This window comes from Rodentibacter heidelbergensis (genome assembly GCF_002000125.1).
Lineage (GTDB): Bacteria > Pseudomonadota > Gammaproteobacteria > Enterobacterales > Pasteurellaceae > Rodentibacter > Rodentibacter heidelbergensis.
On sequence record NZ_MLHH01000009.1, the window covers coordinates 88,527 to 105,814 of the forward strand.

General features: G+C 41.9%; 20 protein-coding genes. 13 read left to right on the forward strand and 7 right to left on the reverse strand.

Features of this window, described 5'->3' with window-relative positions:
* Positions 1-4 precede the first annotated feature (4 nt).
* From ppx to BKK48_RS04560, 3 genes are all read left to right on the forward strand, one after another.
* Positions 5-1,549 (forward strand): exopolyphosphatase, encoded by a 1,545-nt coding sequence (gene ppx / locus BKK48_RS04550; RefSeq protein ID WP_077426975.1) that lies wholly within the window; start codon positions 5-7, stop codon positions 1,547-1,549.
* 124 nt (positions 1,550-1,673) lie between these two features.
* Entirely contained in the window at positions 1,674-2,156 is a 483-nt protein-coding gene (locus BKK48_RS04555) for an ImmA/IrrE family metallo-endopeptidase (protein WP_158074350.1), read from the forward strand.
* 9 nt (positions 2,157-2,165) lie between these two features.
* Positions 2,166-2,603, forward strand: coding sequence for a hypothetical protein (locus BKK48_RS04560; protein ID WP_077426977.1), 438 nt, complete (start codon positions 2,166-2,168; stop codon positions 2,601-2,603).
* 42 nt (positions 2,604-2,645) lie between these two features.
* Here BKK48_RS04560 and BKK48_RS04565 read toward each other — a convergent pair whose 3' ends face one another.
* Positions 2,646-3,023, reverse strand: coding sequence for a PRD domain-containing protein (locus BKK48_RS04565; RefSeq protein ID WP_077426978.1), 378 nt, complete (start codon positions 3,021-3,023; stop codon positions 2,646-2,648).
* A gap of 119 nt (positions 3,024-3,142) precedes the next feature.
* On the opposite strand from BKK48_RS04565, the gene BKK48_RS04570 reads away from it, so the two are divergent.
* From BKK48_RS04570 to aqpZ, 5 genes are all read left to right on the forward strand, one after another.
* Entirely contained in the window at positions 3,143-3,742 is a 600-nt protein-coding gene (locus tag BKK48_RS04570; RefSeq protein WP_077426979.1) for a beta-phosphoglucomutase family hydrolase, read from the forward strand.
* A 73-nt stretch (positions 3,743-3,815) separates the two neighbouring features.
* The gene (locus BKK48_RS04575; RefSeq protein ID WP_077426980.1) at positions 3,816-4,292 is read left to right on the forward strand and encodes a YqaA family protein; all 477 of its coding nucleotides are present in this window, start codon (positions 3,816-3,818) and stop codon (positions 4,290-4,292) included.
* A gap of 174 nt (positions 4,293-4,466) precedes the next feature.
* Positions 4,467-4,970 (forward strand): S-ribosylhomocysteine lyase, encoded by a 504-nt coding sequence (luxS, locus tag BKK48_RS04580; protein WP_077426981.1) that lies wholly within the window; start codon positions 4,467-4,469, stop codon positions 4,968-4,970.
* Between the two features lie 9 nt (positions 4,971-4,979).
* Positions 4,980-6,161 (forward strand): formate-dependent phosphoribosylglycinamide formyltransferase, encoded by a 1,182-nt coding sequence (gene purT, locus BKK48_RS04585; protein WP_077426982.1) that lies wholly within the window; start codon positions 4,980-4,982, stop codon positions 6,159-6,161.
* Between the two features lie 330 nt (positions 6,162-6,491).
* The gene (gene aqpZ / locus BKK48_RS04590; protein ID WP_077426983.1) at positions 6,492-7,178 is read left to right on the forward strand and encodes an aquaporin Z; all 687 of its coding nucleotides are present in this window, start codon (positions 6,492-6,494) and stop codon (positions 7,176-7,178) included.
* A gap of 125 nt (positions 7,179-7,303) precedes the next feature.
* Here aqpZ and trmL read toward each other — a convergent pair whose 3' ends face one another.
* A complete protein-coding gene (gene trmL, locus BKK48_RS04595) occupies positions 7,304-7,783 on the reverse strand; it encodes a tRNA (uridine(34)/cytosine(34)/5-carboxymethylaminomethyluridine(34)-2'-O)-methyltransferase TrmL (protein ID WP_077426984.1) in 480 nt (159 codons plus the stop codon).
* 8 nt (positions 7,784-7,791) lie between these two features.
* On the reverse strand, positions 7,792-8,373 hold the full coding sequence (gene rsmD, locus BKK48_RS04600; RefSeq protein ID WP_077426985.1) for a 16S rRNA (guanine(966)-N(2))-methyltransferase RsmD: 582 nt from the start codon (positions 8,371-8,373) through the stop codon (positions 7,792-7,794).
* Positions 8,374-8,470: 97 nt separating this feature from the next.
* Here rsmD and ftsY point away from each other — a divergent pair, with 97 nt between their 5' ends.
* From ftsY to BKK48_RS04620, 4 genes are all read left to right on the forward strand, one after another.
* Positions 8,471-9,892, forward strand: coding sequence for a signal recognition particle-docking protein FtsY (gene ftsY / locus BKK48_RS04605; protein ID WP_077426986.1), 1,422 nt, complete (start codon positions 8,471-8,473; stop codon positions 9,890-9,892).
* A 9-nt stretch (positions 9,893-9,901) separates the two neighbouring features.
* Positions 9,902-10,558, forward strand: a complete 657-nt coding sequence (ftsE, locus tag BKK48_RS04610) for a cell division ATP-binding protein FtsE (RefSeq protein ID WP_077426987.1) — start codon at positions 9,902-9,904, stop codon at positions 10,556-10,558.
* A 9-nt stretch (positions 10,559-10,567) separates the two neighbouring features.
* Positions 10,568-11,497, forward strand: coding sequence for a permease-like cell division protein FtsX (ftsX, locus tag BKK48_RS04615; protein ID WP_077426988.1), 930 nt, complete (start codon positions 10,568-10,570; stop codon positions 11,495-11,497).
* A gap of 458 nt (positions 11,498-11,955) precedes the next feature.
* Positions 11,956-13,665: a YadA-like family protein gene (locus BKK48_RS04620; protein ID WP_077426989.1), complete on the forward strand. Its 1,710-nt coding sequence runs from the start codon at positions 11,956-11,958 to the stop codon at positions 13,663-13,665.
* 113 nt (positions 13,666-13,778) lie between these two features.
* On the opposite strand, the gene BKK48_RS04625 is transcribed toward BKK48_RS04620, so the two are convergent.
* Genes BKK48_RS04625 through metN form a run of 3 tightly spaced genes read right to left on the reverse strand, consistent with a single transcriptional unit; the run spans position 13,779 to position 16,357 of the window.
* Positions 13,779-14,600 carry a MetQ/NlpA family lipoprotein gene (locus BKK48_RS04625; RefSeq protein ID WP_077426990.1) on the reverse strand — a complete coding sequence of 274 codons (822 nt, stop codon included), beginning with the start codon at positions 14,598-14,600 and terminating at the stop codon, positions 13,779-13,781.
* A 40-nt stretch (positions 14,601-14,640) separates the two neighbouring features.
* Positions 14,641-15,330 carry a methionine ABC transporter permease gene (locus BKK48_RS04630; protein ID WP_077426991.1) on the reverse strand — a complete coding sequence of 230 codons (690 nt, stop codon included), beginning with the start codon at positions 15,328-15,330 and terminating at the stop codon, positions 14,641-14,643.
* Positions 15,320-16,357 (reverse strand): methionine ABC transporter ATP-binding protein MetN, encoded by a 1,038-nt coding sequence (gene metN / locus BKK48_RS04635; RefSeq protein ID WP_077426992.1) that lies wholly within the window; start codon positions 16,355-16,357, stop codon positions 15,320-15,322. The genes BKK48_RS04630 and metN overlap by 11 nt, the downstream gene beginning before the upstream one ends.
* Before the next feature lie 173 nt (positions 16,358-16,530).
* Between metN and gmhB the strand changes: the two genes are divergently transcribed.
* The gene (gene gmhB / locus BKK48_RS04640; RefSeq protein WP_077426993.1) at positions 16,531-17,094 is read left to right on the forward strand and encodes a D-glycero-beta-D-manno-heptose 1,7-bisphosphate 7-phosphatase; all 564 of its coding nucleotides are present in this window, start codon (positions 16,531-16,533) and stop codon (positions 17,092-17,094) included.
* A 2-nt stretch (positions 17,095-17,096) separates the two neighbouring features.
* On the opposite strand, the gene BKK48_RS10015 is transcribed toward gmhB, so the two are convergent.
* On the reverse strand, positions 17,097-17,288 hold a 192-nt coding region (locus BKK48_RS10015; RefSeq protein ID WP_143538789.1), incomplete at its 5' end, for a hypothetical protein.

The following is a 17,288-nucleotide window of genomic DNA, read 5'->3' on the forward strand; positions in this document are numbered from 1 at the left end:
ATTAATGAATAACGAAATACAATTTGAACAAGAGATATTGCCTCAAGGGCGAACCAATGTGCGTGAAATTGCGGCTATCGATCTCGGCTCGAACAGTTTCCATATGATTGTGGCACGCATTATGAACGGCTCTATTCAAGTGTTATCACGCTTAAAACAAAAAGTGAAATTAGCCGAAGGGCTTGATGAAAATGCTGTACTAAGCCAAGAAGCCATTACCCGAGGTGTCAATTGTTTAGCGTTGTTTGCAGAACGTTTGCAGGGTTTTGCACCGGAAAATGTGAATGTGGTCGGCACCTATACCCTAAGAAGAGCGGTCAATAATGACGAATTTTTACGTCAAGCGGCGGCGGTTTTTCCTTACCCGATTAATATTATTAGCGGGCAAACAGAAGCGAAAACTATTTATGCCGGGGTGTGCCATACTCAGCCGGAAAAAGGCAGAAAATTGGTGGTGGATATTGGTGGCGGATCGACGGAAATGATTGTAGGTGATGATTTCACCCCCATTATTGCGCAAAGTCGTCATATGGGTTGTGTAAGTTTTGCTTCACAATATTTTAAGCATGGTGAAATTTCTCAAGAAAATTTTGAAAAAGCCTATCAAAGTGCGGTCAATAAAATTGAAGATTTAGGCTGGGAATATCGCAATCTGGGTTGGCAATCCGTGTTAGGTTCTTCCGGTACGATCAAAACCGTACATCAAGTGATTGCCGCCACCTTAGATCCGAATGGCATCATCACCAAAGCCCGTTTGAATGATTTAGTTGAGCAAACCTTACAGGCCCGCCATTTTGATGAATTAAATCTGATTGGATTAAACCCGGATCGGGCGGATGTTTTTGTGCCGGGATTGGCGATTTTAAGCGCGGTGTTTGATGTATTTCATATTGATAATATGCGTTACTCAGACGGTGCATTGCGTGAAGGGATGATTTACAGCCTTGAGAAAAATTTCCAAGTGGCGGATATTCGTGCCCGCACAGCATGGGGCTTAACAGAACAATTTGATATTGATACCGCTCAAGCCCACCGCACAGCAGGCAGTGCCAATTTACTGGCTCATCAATATACACAATGGCGCAACCCAATATTGCTGGAGGAAATGCAAAGTGTCTTGCTTTGGGCTGCACGGCTTCATGAAGTGGGGCTTGTTATCAACCATAAAGGCATGCAAAAACATTCAGCCTATATTCTACAAAATATGGAATTACCGGGCTTTGACAGGGAACAACAACGTTTGCTTGCCTTGCTTGTCCGTGTGCATATTGGTGTCTTAAAATCCTCGGATATCATCCCATTTGCCCGTTATGACGAGCAAGATGTGTTGGCATTAATTCGTTTATTACGCCTTGCGGTGATCTTAAATAAATCCCGCCAAGCCACAGAGAAAACCCAGACAATCACCCTCAAAACCCTCCGTCATCCGACCGATTGGGTATTAACATTTGAACCCGCCTATCTTGAGCGTAACCCTCTAATTTGGAATGAACTTCGCCAAGAAAGCCACAATTTAAAAGAGTTGGAATTGGGATTGGTGTTTAATTAACACTGCATAAATACTGAGTTTTTAGTGGGAATATTGCGTATTTTTATATTTGATAAATAGATGAAAAATTCATAGAATTAATTTTCGTTAAAGCAAGGTATATAGATAAATGAAGGGGGGAGTTATGAGCGTAAAAGATACCGCACAGCGTGTTCTAGATGCTTTTTGGGATCGTAACATTCCTGTAAATATTGATGATATTGCCCAAAAAATGGGAGTTGAAGTTTGTTATTTACCTACATTACCGGGTGGTGAAGATATTTCCGGACGTTTTGATATTGTCAATGGTACCCCAACTTGTACTGTTCGTAGCACGGATGTTTTACAGCGCCAACGTTTTACTCTCGCACATGAATTAGGGCATTTTGCATTAAATCATGGTGGTGGATTTCGTGATAATTCAGCTTCTTTTAACATCGCTAACTATGATCAAAGAGAGGTTGATGCCAATGCCTTTGCGGCAGAATTGGTGATGCCGACAGTGGCAATAAATTATGCGATTGATAGGTTGAATATCCAATCGATCAATGAATTAGCTGAATTATTCAATGTGTCGGTTCCTGCAATGACTTATCGTTTGAAGAATTTAGGTATTCTACTAAATTAAGGAAAAATTATGGTAGATAATAAAGGTATACATATTCCACAAGACAACCTCAAAAGTGAGAATTTTGTTGGCGCAGAAAATAATCAAATTCCTCCAACTAATCCACAACTTACGAAAGGTCCGGTTATTAATCCTCAGGATTTAATTGATTACGAAAAAGAACGCCGGCTTTTATTTAAATGTGCTTTTTGGGTGGCTATTGTTATTATCTTCGCCTTGTATACAGGATTTGCTTTTTGGATTTTCCGTCAGGCGATGAGTTATCACATTCATGATAATGTCTGGCATATCGCAGTGATTTTGGTGGTGCCTCCAACCACATTGCTTTTCCTATTATTGAAAGTGTTATCAAGACAGCAATCGACTGAATCCTCAGGTTATTCACCGCTTGCGGAGTTCGGAAATCAGCTACTTAATGTATTAAGAGAGTTTCTAAGTAAAAAATAGTCATGAGATTTTATTTCAAATCAAATATATAAGGGGCGATAATTATTGCTCCTTATATATTTTAGGCTGTGCTAATAATAATGAATGAACATTCGCCAAAAAATAGGTTTGTTCAGCATGGGGAATGTGAAAAGGAATGAGGGAAAGTAAATCTTCGTGAATTTTTAAAACTTGTGGAAAATTGACCGCACTTTGGATTTCTTCAAACATTTCTTGATAAAGTGGGGAAGCGCAGCCGCCACGTTCAATTCGCCCTAGGCTACAGGCAATATGGAATAATAACGTATCCACGAGGGCGGAATTGACATCGACTTTCCAATAATGCTCTAGGCGATCACGCAACTGAAAGACCACATCAATAATCGGTTGATTGATCTGATTGCGTAATTTCCACCGTTCAAGCTGATTAAGCAGTCGCATTTTTATTTCTGTTCCTCTAAAATCTCCACCCATAATCTACCGCACTTTATATCAAGAAAACAGTGCAGGGATCACAAATTTGGCATAAAGCTTAAAATAGTTAAGGAAGAAAGAAAACGATGATAGATAATAGCCTTTTCAATCACTATGAAGGATTGATTTTTGATATGGATGGCACACTCATTGATACCATGCCGGTACATGCCAGAGCTTGGTCAATGGTAGGCGAGCAGTTTGGTTATGAGTTTGATAGCCAAATTATGTATCAATTAGGTGGGGCGACAGTCAGCACCATTGCCTCCGCTATTATGGAGAAAGCCGGTATGCCACCCCATCGCCTTGATGAAGTGATCGCCGCAAAACGGAAGCTTTCTTATCAATTAATCCCGACAGAATCCACTTTGCTCCCAACGTTTGAAATCGTTCGACATTATCATCAGAAAAAATCGATTGCATTAGGCTCGGGATCGCACCGTCAGCTTATTAATATGTTGATGGATAAACTGGCGATTGCCCCTTATTTTGATGCGATTGTCAGTGCTGATGATGTAAAAGCACACAAACCCGATCCTGAAACCTTTTTACGTTGTGCCCAATTAACCGGTGTAAAGCCCCAAAATTGCATTGTGTTTGAAGATGCCGATTTAGGCGTTCAGGCGGGGTTGAATGCGGGTATGGACGTTTTTGATGTGCGTACTCAACAAATTATCAAGGCATAATCATGACTGAATATGAAAAAATGATGGCAGGTTTAGTGCGTTATATACAAATTTATCAACCCGAACGCTAAATATGGATTGGCTGTCTTTCGACTTCTGGGTAAATAGTTGGCAACATTATCCGCTTTGGTTAATGTTTATCAGTGCATTTTTAAGTGCCACGGTACTACCCGGTAATTCAGAAGTGGTGTTTGTTACCTTGGCAATTTCTAAACTAACCTTTCATTCGCTGTTCAGTGCGGAGGTTTTAGGGCTGGTTTTTATCGCCACATTGGGAAACGGTTTAGGCAGTCTTACGACTTATGGTATTGGGCGTTGGTTTCCCAAATTTGAAAGCCAAAATGACCGCACTTTATGGGTAATGGAAAAGCTTCGCCGTTATGGGGCGGTGGCATTATTGCTGAGTTGGTTGCCGATTGTGGGCGATTTATTTTGTGCCGTAGCAGGGTGGTTACGTTTAAATTTCATAGCAAGTTGCCTTTTTATTTTTATTGGTAAACTGGTGCGTTATGTGGTTTTATTGTTTCTCAGCGCCCCATTCTTATTATAGAATGCCATAAAAAAGCCCTTCAACGAGTGAAGGGCAAATAACCTAAGGAACCAATTTTATTAAAAACAACTACAAGTTGCTTGTTCTCTAAGACTAAAGACTTGCTTGAAAGTTCATAAAAAATGAAAGATTTTTTGAATTAAAATTCAACCAATTGATTTATAAGGAAAAGTTATGCCATTACTTGATAGTTTTAAAGTGGACCACACGAAAATGAAAGCCCCTGCCGTGCGTATTGCCAAAACCATGCGTACACCAAAAGGGGATGATATCAGCGTTTTTGATTTACGCTTCTGTCTTCCTAATAACGAAATTCTCCCACCAAAAGGTATCCATACCCTTGAGCATTTATTTGCCGGTTTTATGCGTGATCATTTAAACAGCGAGCAGGTAGAAATTATTGATATCTCCCCGATGGGCTGCCGCACCGGGTTTTATATGTCATTAATCGGCACGCCGAACGAACAACAAGTGGCACAAGCTTGGCTTGCTTCTATGCAGGATGTGTTGAACGTTAAAGATCAATCCGCTATCCCTGAATTGAATATTTACCAATGCGGGAGCTATAAAGAACATTCCCTTGAGGAAGCCCACGATATTGCGAAAAAGGTTATCGCTCGTGGTATTGGTGTGAATAAAAACGATGATCTTTCCCTTGATGATGCCTTGTTAAAGTAAGGAGATAATATGACAACCCTTGGTACGGCATTAAGCCCAAATGCCACAAAAGTGATGATGCTTGGCTCCGGCGAATTAGGCAAAGAAGTGGTGATTGAATTGCAACGCTTAGGCGTGGAAGTGATCGCAGTGGATCGCTATGAAAATGCGCCTGCCCAGCAAGTGGCGCACCGAGCCTATACCATTTCGATGTTAGATGGTGAGGCATTGAAAGCACTGGTGGAAAAAGAAAAGCCTGATTACATTGTGCCGGAAGTGGAAGCCATTGCGACCGCAACCCTCGTGGAATTAGAGCAAGCCGGTTTTAATGTTGTACCAACCGCAAAAGCCACCCAGCTCACTATGAACCGAGAAGGGATTCGCCGCTTGGCTTCAGAAGAATTGGGCTTGCCAACCTCGGCTTACCAATTTGTAGATAACTTTGAGGATTTTCAACGTGCGGTTGAAAAAATCGGTATTCCTTGTGTGGTTAAACCGATAATGTCTTCATCCGGTCATGGACAAAGTATTTTGAAATCAAAAGCGGATCTCCAAAAAGCTTGGGATTATGCACAAGAAGGGGGCAGAGCCGGTGCAGGGCGGGTGATTGTCGAGGGATTTGTTAAATTTGATTATGAAATCACCTTGCTAACGGTTCGCCACATTAATGGAACAAGTTTCCTTGCCCCTATCGGACACCGTCAAGAAGACGGGGATTATCGTGAATCTTGGCAGCCACAAGCCATGTCGGCGATAGCTTTACAAAAAGCACAATCTATTGCCGAAAAAATTACCACCGCATTAGGCGGACGGGGCATTTTCGGTGTGGAAATGTTTGTTTGTGGTGATGAGGTGATTTTCAATGAAGTTTCTCCACGTCCGCACGATACCGGAATGGTGACCTTAATTTCACAAGAATTATCTGAATTTGCCCTCCATGCTCGAGCGATTTTGGGCTTACCTATCCCTGAAATCAGCCTTATCAGCCCATCAGCCTCCAAAGCGATTGTGGTGGAGGGAAAATCAACGAATATCCAATTTAGCGGTATTGATAAAGCCCTTGCTGAACCGCACACCAATATCCGATTATTCGGTAAAGGTGAGGTGAATGGGCATCGGCGTTTAGGGGTGATCTTGGCAAGAGATCTTTCCGTGGAAAAAGCTTTAGAGAAAGCCAAACGGGCCTATGAGCAGTTAGAAGTGAAATTGTAATTACTATTTTTAAGCGATGAAAGAGCGATCATATTGATCGCTTTTTTTATGGGATAAATTCGCCGAATAATGTCAATTTTGTAAAGAAATTGTAATTAACATTAAATTTATGAACTTTAAATTCGGCTTTCAGACTAATTTTTGTTTTTCGTTAAGGCCGATTTTATCGGGAAAATAAAATCAGCTTTAGACGATAACTTTTTTATTATTTGAAGAATAAACGATTTCTAACGAGAGATGATCTCTCTTTATCAAAGGGTTGGAATTCGTGCGTTCAAAAGCCGATAACAAAAGCGTGTTATTTACATTTAAAATACAAAAGGAAAACATATGAAAAAATATTTCGCAGAATTTTTTGGTACATTCTGGCTGGTATTTGGTGGTTGTGGTAGTGCGGTATTAGCAGCAGGTATTCCTGAACTGGGTATCGGCTACATGGGTGTTGCATTTGCTTTTGGATTAACCGTATTGACCATGGCTTATGCCGTTGGCCATATTTCAGGCGGACATTTTAACCCGGCGGTATCCATTGGTTTATTTGTCGGTGGCCGCTTTAATGCGAAAGATCTCGTTCCTTACATTGCCTCACAGGTTTTAGGGGCGATTGCAGCAGCGGCGATTCTTTACCTTATTGCTTCCGGTGCACCGGGATTTGATGTTACCGCCGGATTTGCCAGCAACGGATATGGTGAACATTCGCCACATGGTTATAGTTTAGTGGCAGCATTATTAATTGAAGTGGTATTAACGGCGTTTTTCTTAATCATCATTATGGGCGCGACAGATAAACGTGCGCCGGCAGGTTTTGCGCCAATTGCTATCGGTTTGAGTTTAGCGTTAATTCACTTAATCAGTATTCCGGTAACCAATACCTCTGTTAACCCGGCCCGTTCCACCGGTGTGGCGTTATTCCAAGGTAGCTGGGCAATTGAGCAATTATGGTTATTCTGGGTTGCGCCAATTGTGGGAGCGGTTATTGGTGCTTTAGCTTACCGTTTTATTTCAGAAGAAAAATAATTCTTCGTAAAAATAGCCTATAAAATCAGTCTGCCCCTAAAAGCTCGGGTTGATTATCCGATAAATTTAGGGGCAGATTTTTTTATGCTTTGCGAACCAATGCACAAACCGCTATTTCAATAAAACTAGGGATTGGCTAAATTTACCGCACCTTCATAGCCAAGCTGTCGCCAAGCCTCATACACGGTAACGGCCACCGCATTGGATAAATTCATACTGCGACTATTGGCGGTCATCGGAATTCGGATTTTTTGCTCCATAGGTAGGGTGTCTAAAATCGACATTGGAATACCCCGGGTTTCAGGGCCGAACATTAAATAATCTCCCTGTTCAAAGGTCACTTGGCTATGGGCCGGTGAACCTTTGGTGGTGAGGGCAAATAACCGCTTCGGTTTTTCATTTTCTAAAAAGGCCTCAAAGGTTTTATGGCGTTTGATATGGGCAAATTCGTGATAGTCCAATCCCGAACGGCGAAGTCGCTTGTCATCCCAAGTGAAACCGAGGGGTTCGATTAAATGCAGACGAAAACCGGTGTTGGCACAAAGGCGGATAATATTGCCGGTGTTTTGCGGAATTTCAGGCTCATATAACACAATATCTAACATAATTTCTCTCAATTTTGATATAAACGATAGCTCACCATTCCGGTGGTTTTTTCTTTTAATAATGTCCAATGTTCAGGTGTGCTGAAGTGACTGTCTTTTTCCGTTTCCACATAAATGAGGGCATTGGGATACAGCCAGTTATTTTCGGTAAGTAGTCGGATCGCTTGTTCAGCCAAACCAAAATGAAAAGGCGGATCAAGAAACACCACATCAAAGTGCGGTTGATTTTGCACTTGTTTTAAAAAATCTAAACAACTTTGATTGAACACTTGCGCTTGTTTTTCCGTGCATTTCAACGTTTGCAGATTTTTTTTCAGTTGATGGGCAACGATTTTGTCTTTTTCTAAAAAGGTCACTTTTTCGGCTTGACGGGAAAGGGCTTCAATCCCTAACGAACCGCTGCCGGCAAAACCGTCTAAACATTTTGCCTGATGAATGTAGGGCATTAACCAATTGAATAAGGTTTCTTTGACACGATCACCGGTGGGGCGTAACCCTTCGGCGTTTAACACAGGTAATTTCCGTCCACGCCAAAGTCCGGCGATAATACGAACTTCGCCTTTTGGCGATTGTCCTTGCGATTTTTTCATAAAGAAGCGGATTTTTAGTGAAAATTCTGCTTAGTTTAGACGATTTTTTGCTAGAATGAACCACATTTTTATCGGATAGCATTGAAGAGAACGAGTTATGGCGGAAGAAAAGAAAAAAGGCGGATTTTGGTCATCATTATTTGGGCGTAATAAAAAACAAGAAACCCCACCGCTTGAGCCGGTTATTGAAGAAGAAAAAATCGAGGGAACGACCGTAGAGAACGTTGTCGCCGCCCCTGCTGAAAAGGCAACAGAAGCCACAACAGAAATCCCAACAGAAACAGTAGAGGCAGCCGAAAGTGCGGTCGTTTTTGAGAAAGTTTTAACGGAAGAAGCACAAAAAGATGAGCTAACCCCGGCTGAAATAGACAAGATATCAGACATTTCCACCGCACAGAATGATTTACCTGAGGAAATCATTGCCCCTGAAAATGTGGAAGAAAATCGAACGGTTGAAGTTGCAGAAATTGATGCGGATATCGTTGAAGAGGTGAAGCAAGAATTTTATCCCGAAACCGCATCGGAAAGCGTTTCGGAAGAAGCGGGAGAAGCATTATCACAAACGCCAAGTGAAATCCGTGAAAAACCAAGTGAGGGCGGTTTTTTCAGTCGTTTAGTGAAAGGATTGCTCAAAACAAAACAAAATATCGGTGCTGGTTTTCGTCGCTTTTTCTTAGGCAAAAAAATTGATGATGAATTGTTTGAGGAATTGGAAGAACAGCTTCTCATTGCCGATATTGGCGTGCCAACCACCACGAAAATCATTAAAAATTTAACGGAACACGCCAGTCGTAAGCAATTGCAAGATGCCGAATTGTTGTATCAACAGTTAAAAGTGGAAATGGCAACCATTCTTGAACCGGTGGCTCAGCCTTTAACCATTGACAGCCACAAAAAACCTTATGTGATCTTAATGGTGGGCGTAAACGGTGTGGGGAAAACCACCACCATTGGTAAACTTGCCCGTAAATTCCAAGAGGAAGGAAAATCCGTGATGTTGGCAGCCGGTGATACTTTCCGTGCGGCGGCGGTGGAACAATTGCAGGTATGGGGAGAGCGAAATCATATTCCGGTGGTGGCACAAAGTACAGGGGCGGATTCAGCCTCAGTGATTTTTGATGCCATGCAATCAGCTAGCGCTCGCAATATTGATGTTTTAATTGCCGATACCGCAGGGCGTTTACAAAATAAAAATAATTTAATGGACGAGTTGAAAAAAATCGTCCGAGTGATGAAAAAATATGATGAAACCGCCCCTCATGAAATTATGCTCACGCTTGATGCAGGAACGGGGCAAAATGCTATCAGCCAAGCAAAATTATTTAATGAAGCGGTCGGTTTAACCGGTATTTCTCTCACAAAATTAGATGGAACGGCAAAAGGTGGGGTGATTTTCGCCATTGCCGATCAATTTAACTTACCGATTCGCTATATTGGTGTCGGCGAAAAAATTGAAGATTTGCGTGCGTTTAATGCGACAGAATTTATTGACGCATTATTTATCCACGAAGAAGAATAAGGACAGATCGTGATTAAATTTTCTAATGTATCCAAAGCCTATCACGGTGCAACCCAACCGGCGTTGCAAGGGCTGAATTTTCATTTACCGGTCGGCAGTATGACCTATCTTGTCGGCCATTCCGGTGCGGGAAAAAGCACCTTGCTCAAATTGATTATGGGCATGGAAAAAGCCAACGCAGGGCAAATCTGGTTTAATGGGCATGATATCACCCGCCTGTCAAAATATGAGATTCCTTTTTTACGCCGCCAAATTGGCATGGTTCACCAAGATTACCGCTTATTAACCGATCGAACCGTGGTAGAAAATGTCGCATTACCACTGATTATTACGGGGATGAACCCGAAAGATGCGCATTCTCGTGCAATGGCCGCGCTTGATCGTGTGGGGCTTCGTAACAAAGCCCATTATCTGCCACCACAAATTTCAGGTGGTGAACAACAGCGGGTGGATATTGCCCGTGCCATTGTGCATAAACCGCAACTTTTATTGGCCGATGAACCCACCGGCAATTTGGATAATGAGCTTTCTTTAGGGATTTTTAACCTTTTTGAAGAATTTAACCGCTTGGGTATGACGGTGTTAATTGCCACTCACGACATTAATCTTATTCAACAAAAACCAAAACCTTGTTTAGTGTTGGAACAAGGCTACTTACGTTATTAAGGAAAAACCATGAGCCGATCAACTGATGCATCTTTTTTCGTACAAACGGCTTACACCTTACGAGCCGTATGGGCAGATTTGTGGCAACGCAAATTCGGTACATTGCTGACGATTTTGGTGATTGCCGTTTCGCTCACCATTCCAACGGTCAGCTATCTCATGTGGAAAAATTTACATTTAGCCACCACACAATTTTATCCGGAAAGTGAACTCACCATTTATTTACACAAAAATTTAACGGAAGAAGATGCGAATTTAGTGGTGGAAAAAATCCGCCAACAAGAAGGGGTGGAAAGCCTCAATTACGTTTCCCGCCAAGAAAGCTTAAAGGAATTTAAAAGTTGGTCCGGGTTTGGTGAAGAATTGGATATTCTGGATGACAACCCCTTGCCTGCCGTGGTGATGGTGAAACCCACGAGTGAATTTAATGCGTCTGAAAAACGGGAAAGCCTGCGTGCCAATCTCGATAAAATTAAAGGCGTGCAAGAAGTCCGGTTAGATAATGATTGGATGGAAAAATTGACCGCACTTTCATGGCTGGTGGCACATGTGGCAATTTTTTGTACGGTGTTAATGGCGATTGCCGTGTTCTTAGTGATTGGCAATAGCATTCGTTCTGATGTTTATAGCAGCCGAGCAGATATTGATGTGATGAAATTATTGGGTGCGACAGATCACTTTATTCTCCGCCCTTTCCTTTACACAGGGATGATTTATGCCCTATTAGGCGGACTTGTTGCTGCTATTTTTAGCAGTTTTATCATCGGCTATTTCACCTCTGCGGTGAAATATGTTACCGATATTTTTGCCGTGCAGTTTGCCTTAAACGGCTTGGCTGCTGGCGAATTGATTTTTCTCTTGGTGAGCTGTTTAATCATGGGCTACATCGGCGCATGGATTGCCGCCAAAAGACATATTGCTTTGATTGATAATCGGTAACCGTTGAGATTAATTAAAGTATGCTGGATTTTGAGGTGATTTCATCGGTCTTGTGCAAAATCTGAAGATTAATCATCTCTAAAATATAAAAATAGCACTCATCAATTGAGTGCTATTTTTTTGCTTCTTTTGAACAGATTTGAATCCGTTAAAATCTCAGTAAGGTTTGAAGATTCCCCCTCTTTATTCAATCTTTCCTATCAAGTTTTGGCAAACCCTTCCTAAAACCGCTGAAAATCCGGTGGTAGCCTTTTATTTTCCACTTCTTGGAAAGCATATCAGACCTCTTTTAACTTATTGATTTAAAACCTAATTTGCGGGGGGGGGGGCTGGTTGGACAAGTTGTTGTATTGATAATCATTATCAGGCTTTGATATAAAAAGCCCGCTTCACAGGCTATGTGAAGTAATAAAAATGGAATTATTAAAATTGTATTATCTCCAGGAGACAAACAACTTATGAAAAATTTACCTAAGAAGAACACATTGGCATTGGCCTTATTGGTTGGCTTAACATCCGGTTATTCCGCCGCACAGATGCCGGGGCAGAATAATGCCCTTCAAGACGTTGTACGACAACTCATTGCAAACGAGCAGAGAATAGCGACCACAGAAGGCGATCTCACTGTAGTGCAAGATAAAGTCAATACAGTGATACTACCAAGAATGGATGCTGTGGAACAACAAGTGAATGATGTGCAAACACAGTTAAATAACGAAGTGAATAACTTAAAAATGAGTAGAAAAGCGCTGGGAGATCTACTTACTGATGCACGCGAGAAAATCATAGCATTAGAGCCTCAAGTTACTGATCTCACCACGCAAGTTACAGACCTCGCCAACAATCAAAACACCATGGAAGCCAACTTGGCTGATCTCACCACGCAAATTCAACAGTTAGATACCACTCAATTAGATACCAAGATAGATGGGCTTACCCAACGGTTAGATACCATTGAACCGAAAGTTCAGGCACTCGATGGTATCGCTGATTTAGTGACTGATGTTCAACGGGTGGTTAATGACAACACTCGGGTGCTCACTAAATTGGGTAATGATTTCCAAGCTGAAAATCAGAACTTGAGAGCAGAACTTGCCACCACAAACCAAAATGTGACCCAAAATACCAATGCTATTCAAGGATTAACAACAGGTATTCAAGGGCTAAGTACCGGGCTTCAAGGGTTAACTAGCGAGGTTCAGGATTTATCCACCAAAGTTCAGGGCTTAGATCAGAAGTTAGATACTGAAATTAATCAACTTGATAGTAGAGTGGGCAATCTCGCCGGCACTGTCGCTCAGGTTGAGCAAAAATTAGGTGATAATGACACAAGAATGGATGAGTTAGAGGAACGCATTACACAAAATCATCAAAGTATTGCCACAAACGAAGGCCTTGTTTTACAGAATAAAGCGAATATCGATCAAAACAAAACCGATATTGCGGAAAATAAAGCTATGATCCAACAATTCTTGGCGACGCCAAATGGTAATAACCTTACCGGCATTGTAGACAATAAAGCGAAGATTGATGAAAACCGTGCGAATATTGACAAAAATACCAAGGCGATTGAGCAAAACAAAGCCGATATTGCCGCAAATCAAGGAAATATTACGCAAAATACAGCAGGGGTTGATCAAAATAAAGCGGATGTCGCCAAAAACAAAACTGATATTGCGACCAATAAAGGTAATGTGGCGAAAAATACAGCAGGTATTGATAAAAACAAAGCAGATGTTGCGAAAAATAAAACCGATATTACGGCAACGAAAGCGAATGTGGCAAAAAATACCGCAGACATTGCGGCAAATAAAGCAACCTTGCAAAAATTCTTGGCTTCTAACCATAGCCTAGCGGGTGTGGCAGAAATCCGTAAGGATATTGCGAGTAATAAAGCGCGTATTGGCAAATTGGAAAGCCGTGTTAATAAACTTGAGAAGAAAATGGACCGCTCTTTTGCAACACAAGCTGCATTAACCGGGTTGTTCCAACCGTATACGGTGGGTAAATTTAATTTGAGTGCAGCAGTGGGGGGCTATAATTCAAAAACGGCTGTCGCTGTGGGAACGGGCTATCGTTTCAGTCCAAATGTGGCAGCGAAAGCGGGCATTGCCATCGCAGATGCTAACACTATCAGCTACAATGCCGGTGTGAATTTTGAGTGGTAATCGTTAATTCATACTGAAGATAATAATGAACCGGCTTCTTTTGGGAAGCCGGTTCTTTTTTATGAAGATTTATCAATGATATTTTGCGAGCCTGTTAACTCATGAATAATGAATTACCAGCCTTTCGCTACGCCATCTTTAAAGTGTTTTTTCGCTTCTTGATACACTTCTTCGGTTTGATAAGCTTTTACAAAGTCTTGCACGGCTTTGCTATCTTTGTTGTCTGTGCGGGCAACGATGATATTCACATACGGCGAATCTTTATCTTCTACAAAAACACCGTTATCTTGTGCATTTAGCCCCACTTGACCGGCATAAGTGTTGTTGACCACCGCTAAATCCACATCATCTAATGCACGGGCTGCAATGGAAGTGTCTACTTCGGTGATGTTTAAATTTTTTGGATTTTCAACAATATCCAACACTGTTGAGAAAAGGTTATTCGCATCTTTTAATTTAATTAACCCTTGTTTTTCAAGAAGAATTAATGCACGGCCACGGTTGCTCGGGTCATTTGGCACAACGATTTTTGCCCCTTCTTGTAATTCATTCACATTTTTAATTTTTTTGGAATAGCCCGCTAACGGGTAAACAAAGGTATTGCCTACGATAACCAAATTATTGAGGTTTTTGGCTTTAGAATCTTCGTCTAAATAAGGTTTGTGTTGCATCGCATTGGCGTCTAAATCACCGGTAGAAACGGCGGTGTTAGGCAAAGCATAGTCGTTAAATTCAACAAATTGCACCTCTAAACCATATTTTTCTTTTGCTACTTTGGCGGCAATTTCAGCCACTTGGTGTTCCGGGCCTGACATGACGCCCACTTTTATTTTAGCAGGTGCTGATGTGTTAGTTTGTGCTTTGTCATCTTTACAGCCGGTTAACACAAGGGCTGAGGCGATAGCAGTGATTGCAAATAAGCTTTTTAATTTCATAAGATTTCCTTCCTGTGAAGTGGTGAGTGTTGTGGTTAAATTAACGGTGATCGACTTTCTTCGCCAAAGTGTCACCGAGTTTTTGGCTAATCATCACGAAAAGCACGATAATAATTGTGGCGACCCAAGTCACATAGGGCATATTACGATAGACACCGTAGTTGATAGCAAGGCTGCCTAGCCCGCCGCCACCTTGTGTTCCCGCCATGGCGGAGTAGCCCACGAGGGTAACCAGGGTGAGGGTGATGCCGTTGATTAAGGTTGGCAAGGCTTCCGGTAAATAAAATTTACGCACAATTTGCCATTTGGTCGCCCCCATAGCTTGCGCCGCTTCAGTGAGGCCGTTTGGGATTTCCATTAAGGCATTGGCCGTTAAACGTGCCACGAAAGGCATGGCGCAAATGCTAAGTGGAATAATCGCCGCCGTCGTGCCAAGCACCGTGCCGACAATAAAACGGGTTACCGGCAGTAAAATTAACAGCAAAATAATAAAGGGAATTGAACGACCAATATTAATAATGGTGTTTAACACAAAGTGTGTACGTTGGTTTTGCAGAATTTCACTTTTTCCGGTGAGGAATGTCCATACGCCAAGGGGAATGCCGACAATCATCGCAAGTAATGTGGAGGCAAAACTAATATAGATCGTTTCGTAAGTGGCGGTGGCAACCACGCTCCACATTTGTGGGGTAAGCTGTTGGGTAAATGTTGCCCAGAAATCATTGAACATAGCCGAGTACCTCTACACGAACATTGTTTTCCATTAAATACACTTTAGTTTGAGTAATGGCATCTTCATCACCTTCTACTTCGGCAATGGTGTAACCAAATTTTACGCCGCCGGCATAATCAATTTGGGAGGTGAGAATACTCAGTTCCACACCAAATTTTTTTGAAGCTTGTGAAAGCAAAGGCGCATCGACCGAACGGCCGGTAAATTCAAATTTAATAATCGGGTAGGCTTTACTGTGTTTTGGTGTATCCGTTAAATTTTCCAAATACTCGTCAGGTAAGTTGATATGAAAGGTCGAGCGGATAAAATCTTGCGCTAATTCGGTTTTCGGATTAGAGAAAATTTCCCCCACCGTGCCTTGTTCCACAAGGCGGCCCTGATCAATCACCGCAACCTGATCGCAAATTTGTTTCACCACTTCCATTTCATGTGTGATAAGCAAAATCGTAATGCCTAAAGTGCGGTTGATTTCTTTTAATAATTTGAGAATGGATTGTGTGGTCGCAGGGTCTAATGCACTTGTGGCTTCATCACATAACAGCACTTTTGGGTCGCTTGCTAAGGCTCGGGCAATGGCAACACGTTGTTTTTGTCCACCGGAAAGATTGCTCGGATAGGTATCGCGCTTTTCATTTAGCCCTACTAGGGTTAAAAGTGCGGTGATTTTTTCTTGAATTTTTGCTTTTGGCACGCCTTCCAGTTCTAAGGGGAGTGCCACATTTTCAAACACGGTGCGTGAACTGAGTAGGTTGAAATGCTGGAAAATCATGCCAATATGACGGCGGGCATGCACCAGTTCTTGGTCGGAAAGTTGGGTGAGTTCGATGCCATCCACCACCACCGATCCGCTTGTGGGTTTTTCTAGCAAATTGACGCAACGAATAAGCGTACTTTTCCCGGCACCGGATGCGCCAATGACGCCACAAATCTGCCCTTTTTCAACATTTAATGAAACATTATCAAGTGCGGTCAATTTTTTGCCCGGCAACTCAAAAATCTTCGTAATGTGACTCAGGTTAATCATATAAGCCTTTGTTTTTTGCGATGATAAAATATATTTCGGTATTCTAGATGTCTAGATTGCTGTGTCAATATGTGGCGGGATCTTTTTTAGACAGATTGGTTATAACTTATAGTTTGCCAATTGTTCTGATTAAAGGGATAATTTTGCAGCAAAATCTGGTGAGGGATAGGAAAGTGAATAAAGCCATTTTTTTAGATCGGGATGGCACATTAAACATTGATTATGGTTATGTGCACGAGATCGATCATTTCAAATTTATCGAAGGGGCAATTGACGCATTAAGAACGTTAAAAGGCATGGGCTATTTGCTGGTGTTGGTGACAAATCAATCAGGCATTGCCCGTGGTTATTTTTCTGAAGATCAATTCTTGCAACTCACGGAATGGATGGATTGGTCGTTGGCAGAGCAAGGCGTGGATTTAGACGGTATTTATTATTGCCCTCATCATATTCAAGGCAAAGGGGAATATCGTGAAGATTGCGACTGTCGCAAGCCGAAATCGGGAATGTTGCTGCAAGCCATAAAAGAATTGAAGATCGATCCAACTAAATCGGTCATGATTGGCGATAAAGTGGACGATATCAAAGCCGGAATAGGGGCAAAAGTGAAAATGAACGTGTTAGTGCGTTCGGGGAAATCCGTGACAGTGGAAGGGGAGCGGCTAGCGGATTATGTGTTGAACTCCATTGCGGATTTGCCCCACCTTTTAACAAGTTTAGTAAAACCGCAAAATTGATCTTATTTTGAAGGGATCGCTTCACTTTTAACCAAAAGATCGTTTTTTTCGATTTTTTTACAAAAACCACTTGCGCGGCATAAAAAAATGCCTATAATGCACGGCACACAACGACGCACTGTTGTGAAGAAGTTTAGTTTTACAGTGCGTCGTTGTTTTTTGCTCTTTAACAACGAATCAGACAATCTGTGTGG

Coding starts and splice junctions, on each gene's coding strand:
- ppx (WP_077426975.1), top strand. CDS start 5: ATGAATAACGAAATACAATTTGAACAAGAGATATTGCCTCAAGGGCGA.
- BKK48_RS04555 (WP_158074350.1), top strand. CDS start 1,674: ATGAGCGTAAAAGATACCGCACAGCGTGTTCTAGATGCTTTTTGGGAT.
- BKK48_RS04560 (WP_077426977.1), top strand. CDS start 2,166: ATGGTAGATAATAAAGGTATACATATTCCACAAGACAACCTCAAAAGT.
- BKK48_RS04565 (WP_077426978.1), bottom strand. CDS start 3,023: ATGCGACTGCTTAATCAGCTTGAACGGTGGAAATTACGCAATCAGATC.
- BKK48_RS04570 (WP_077426979.1), top strand. CDS start 3,143: ATGATAGATAATAGCCTTTTCAATCACTATGAAGGATTGATTTTTGAT.
- BKK48_RS04575 (WP_077426980.1), top strand. CDS start 3,816: ATGGATTGGCTGTCTTTCGACTTCTGGGTAAATAGTTGGCAACATTAT.
- luxS (WP_077426981.1), top strand. CDS start 4,467: ATGCCATTACTTGATAGTTTTAAAGTGGACCACACGAAAATGAAAGCC.
- purT (WP_077426982.1), top strand. CDS start 4,980: ATGACAACCCTTGGTACGGCATTAAGCCCAAATGCCACAAAAGTGATG.
- aqpZ (WP_077426983.1), top strand. CDS start 6,492: ATGAAAAAATATTTCGCAGAATTTTTTGGTACATTCTGGCTGGTATTT.
- trmL (WP_077426984.1), bottom strand. CDS start 7,783: ATGTTAGATATTGTGTTATATGAGCCTGAAATTCCGCAAAACACCGGC.
- rsmD (WP_077426985.1), bottom strand. CDS start 8,373: ATGAAAAAATCGCAAGGACAATCGCCAAAAGGCGAAGTTCGTATTATC.
- ftsY (WP_077426986.1), top strand. CDS start 8,471: ATGGCGGAAGAAAAGAAAAAAGGCGGATTTTGGTCATCATTATTTGGG.
- ftsX (WP_077426988.1), top strand. CDS start 10,568: ATGAGCCGATCAACTGATGCATCTTTTTTCGTACAAACGGCTTACACC.
- BKK48_RS04620 (WP_077426989.1), top strand. CDS start 11,956: ATGAAAAATTTACCTAAGAAGAACACATTGGCATTGGCCTTATTGGTT.
- BKK48_RS04625 (WP_077426990.1), bottom strand. CDS start 14,600: ATGAAATTAAAAAGCTTATTTGCAATCACTGCTATCGCCTCAGCCCTT.
- BKK48_RS04630 (WP_077426991.1), bottom strand. CDS start 15,330: ATGTTCAATGATTTCTGGGCAACATTTACCCAACAGCTTACCCCACAA.
- metN (WP_077426992.1), bottom strand. CDS start 16,357: ATGATTAACCTGAGTCACATTACGAAGATTTTTGAGTTGCCGGGCAAA.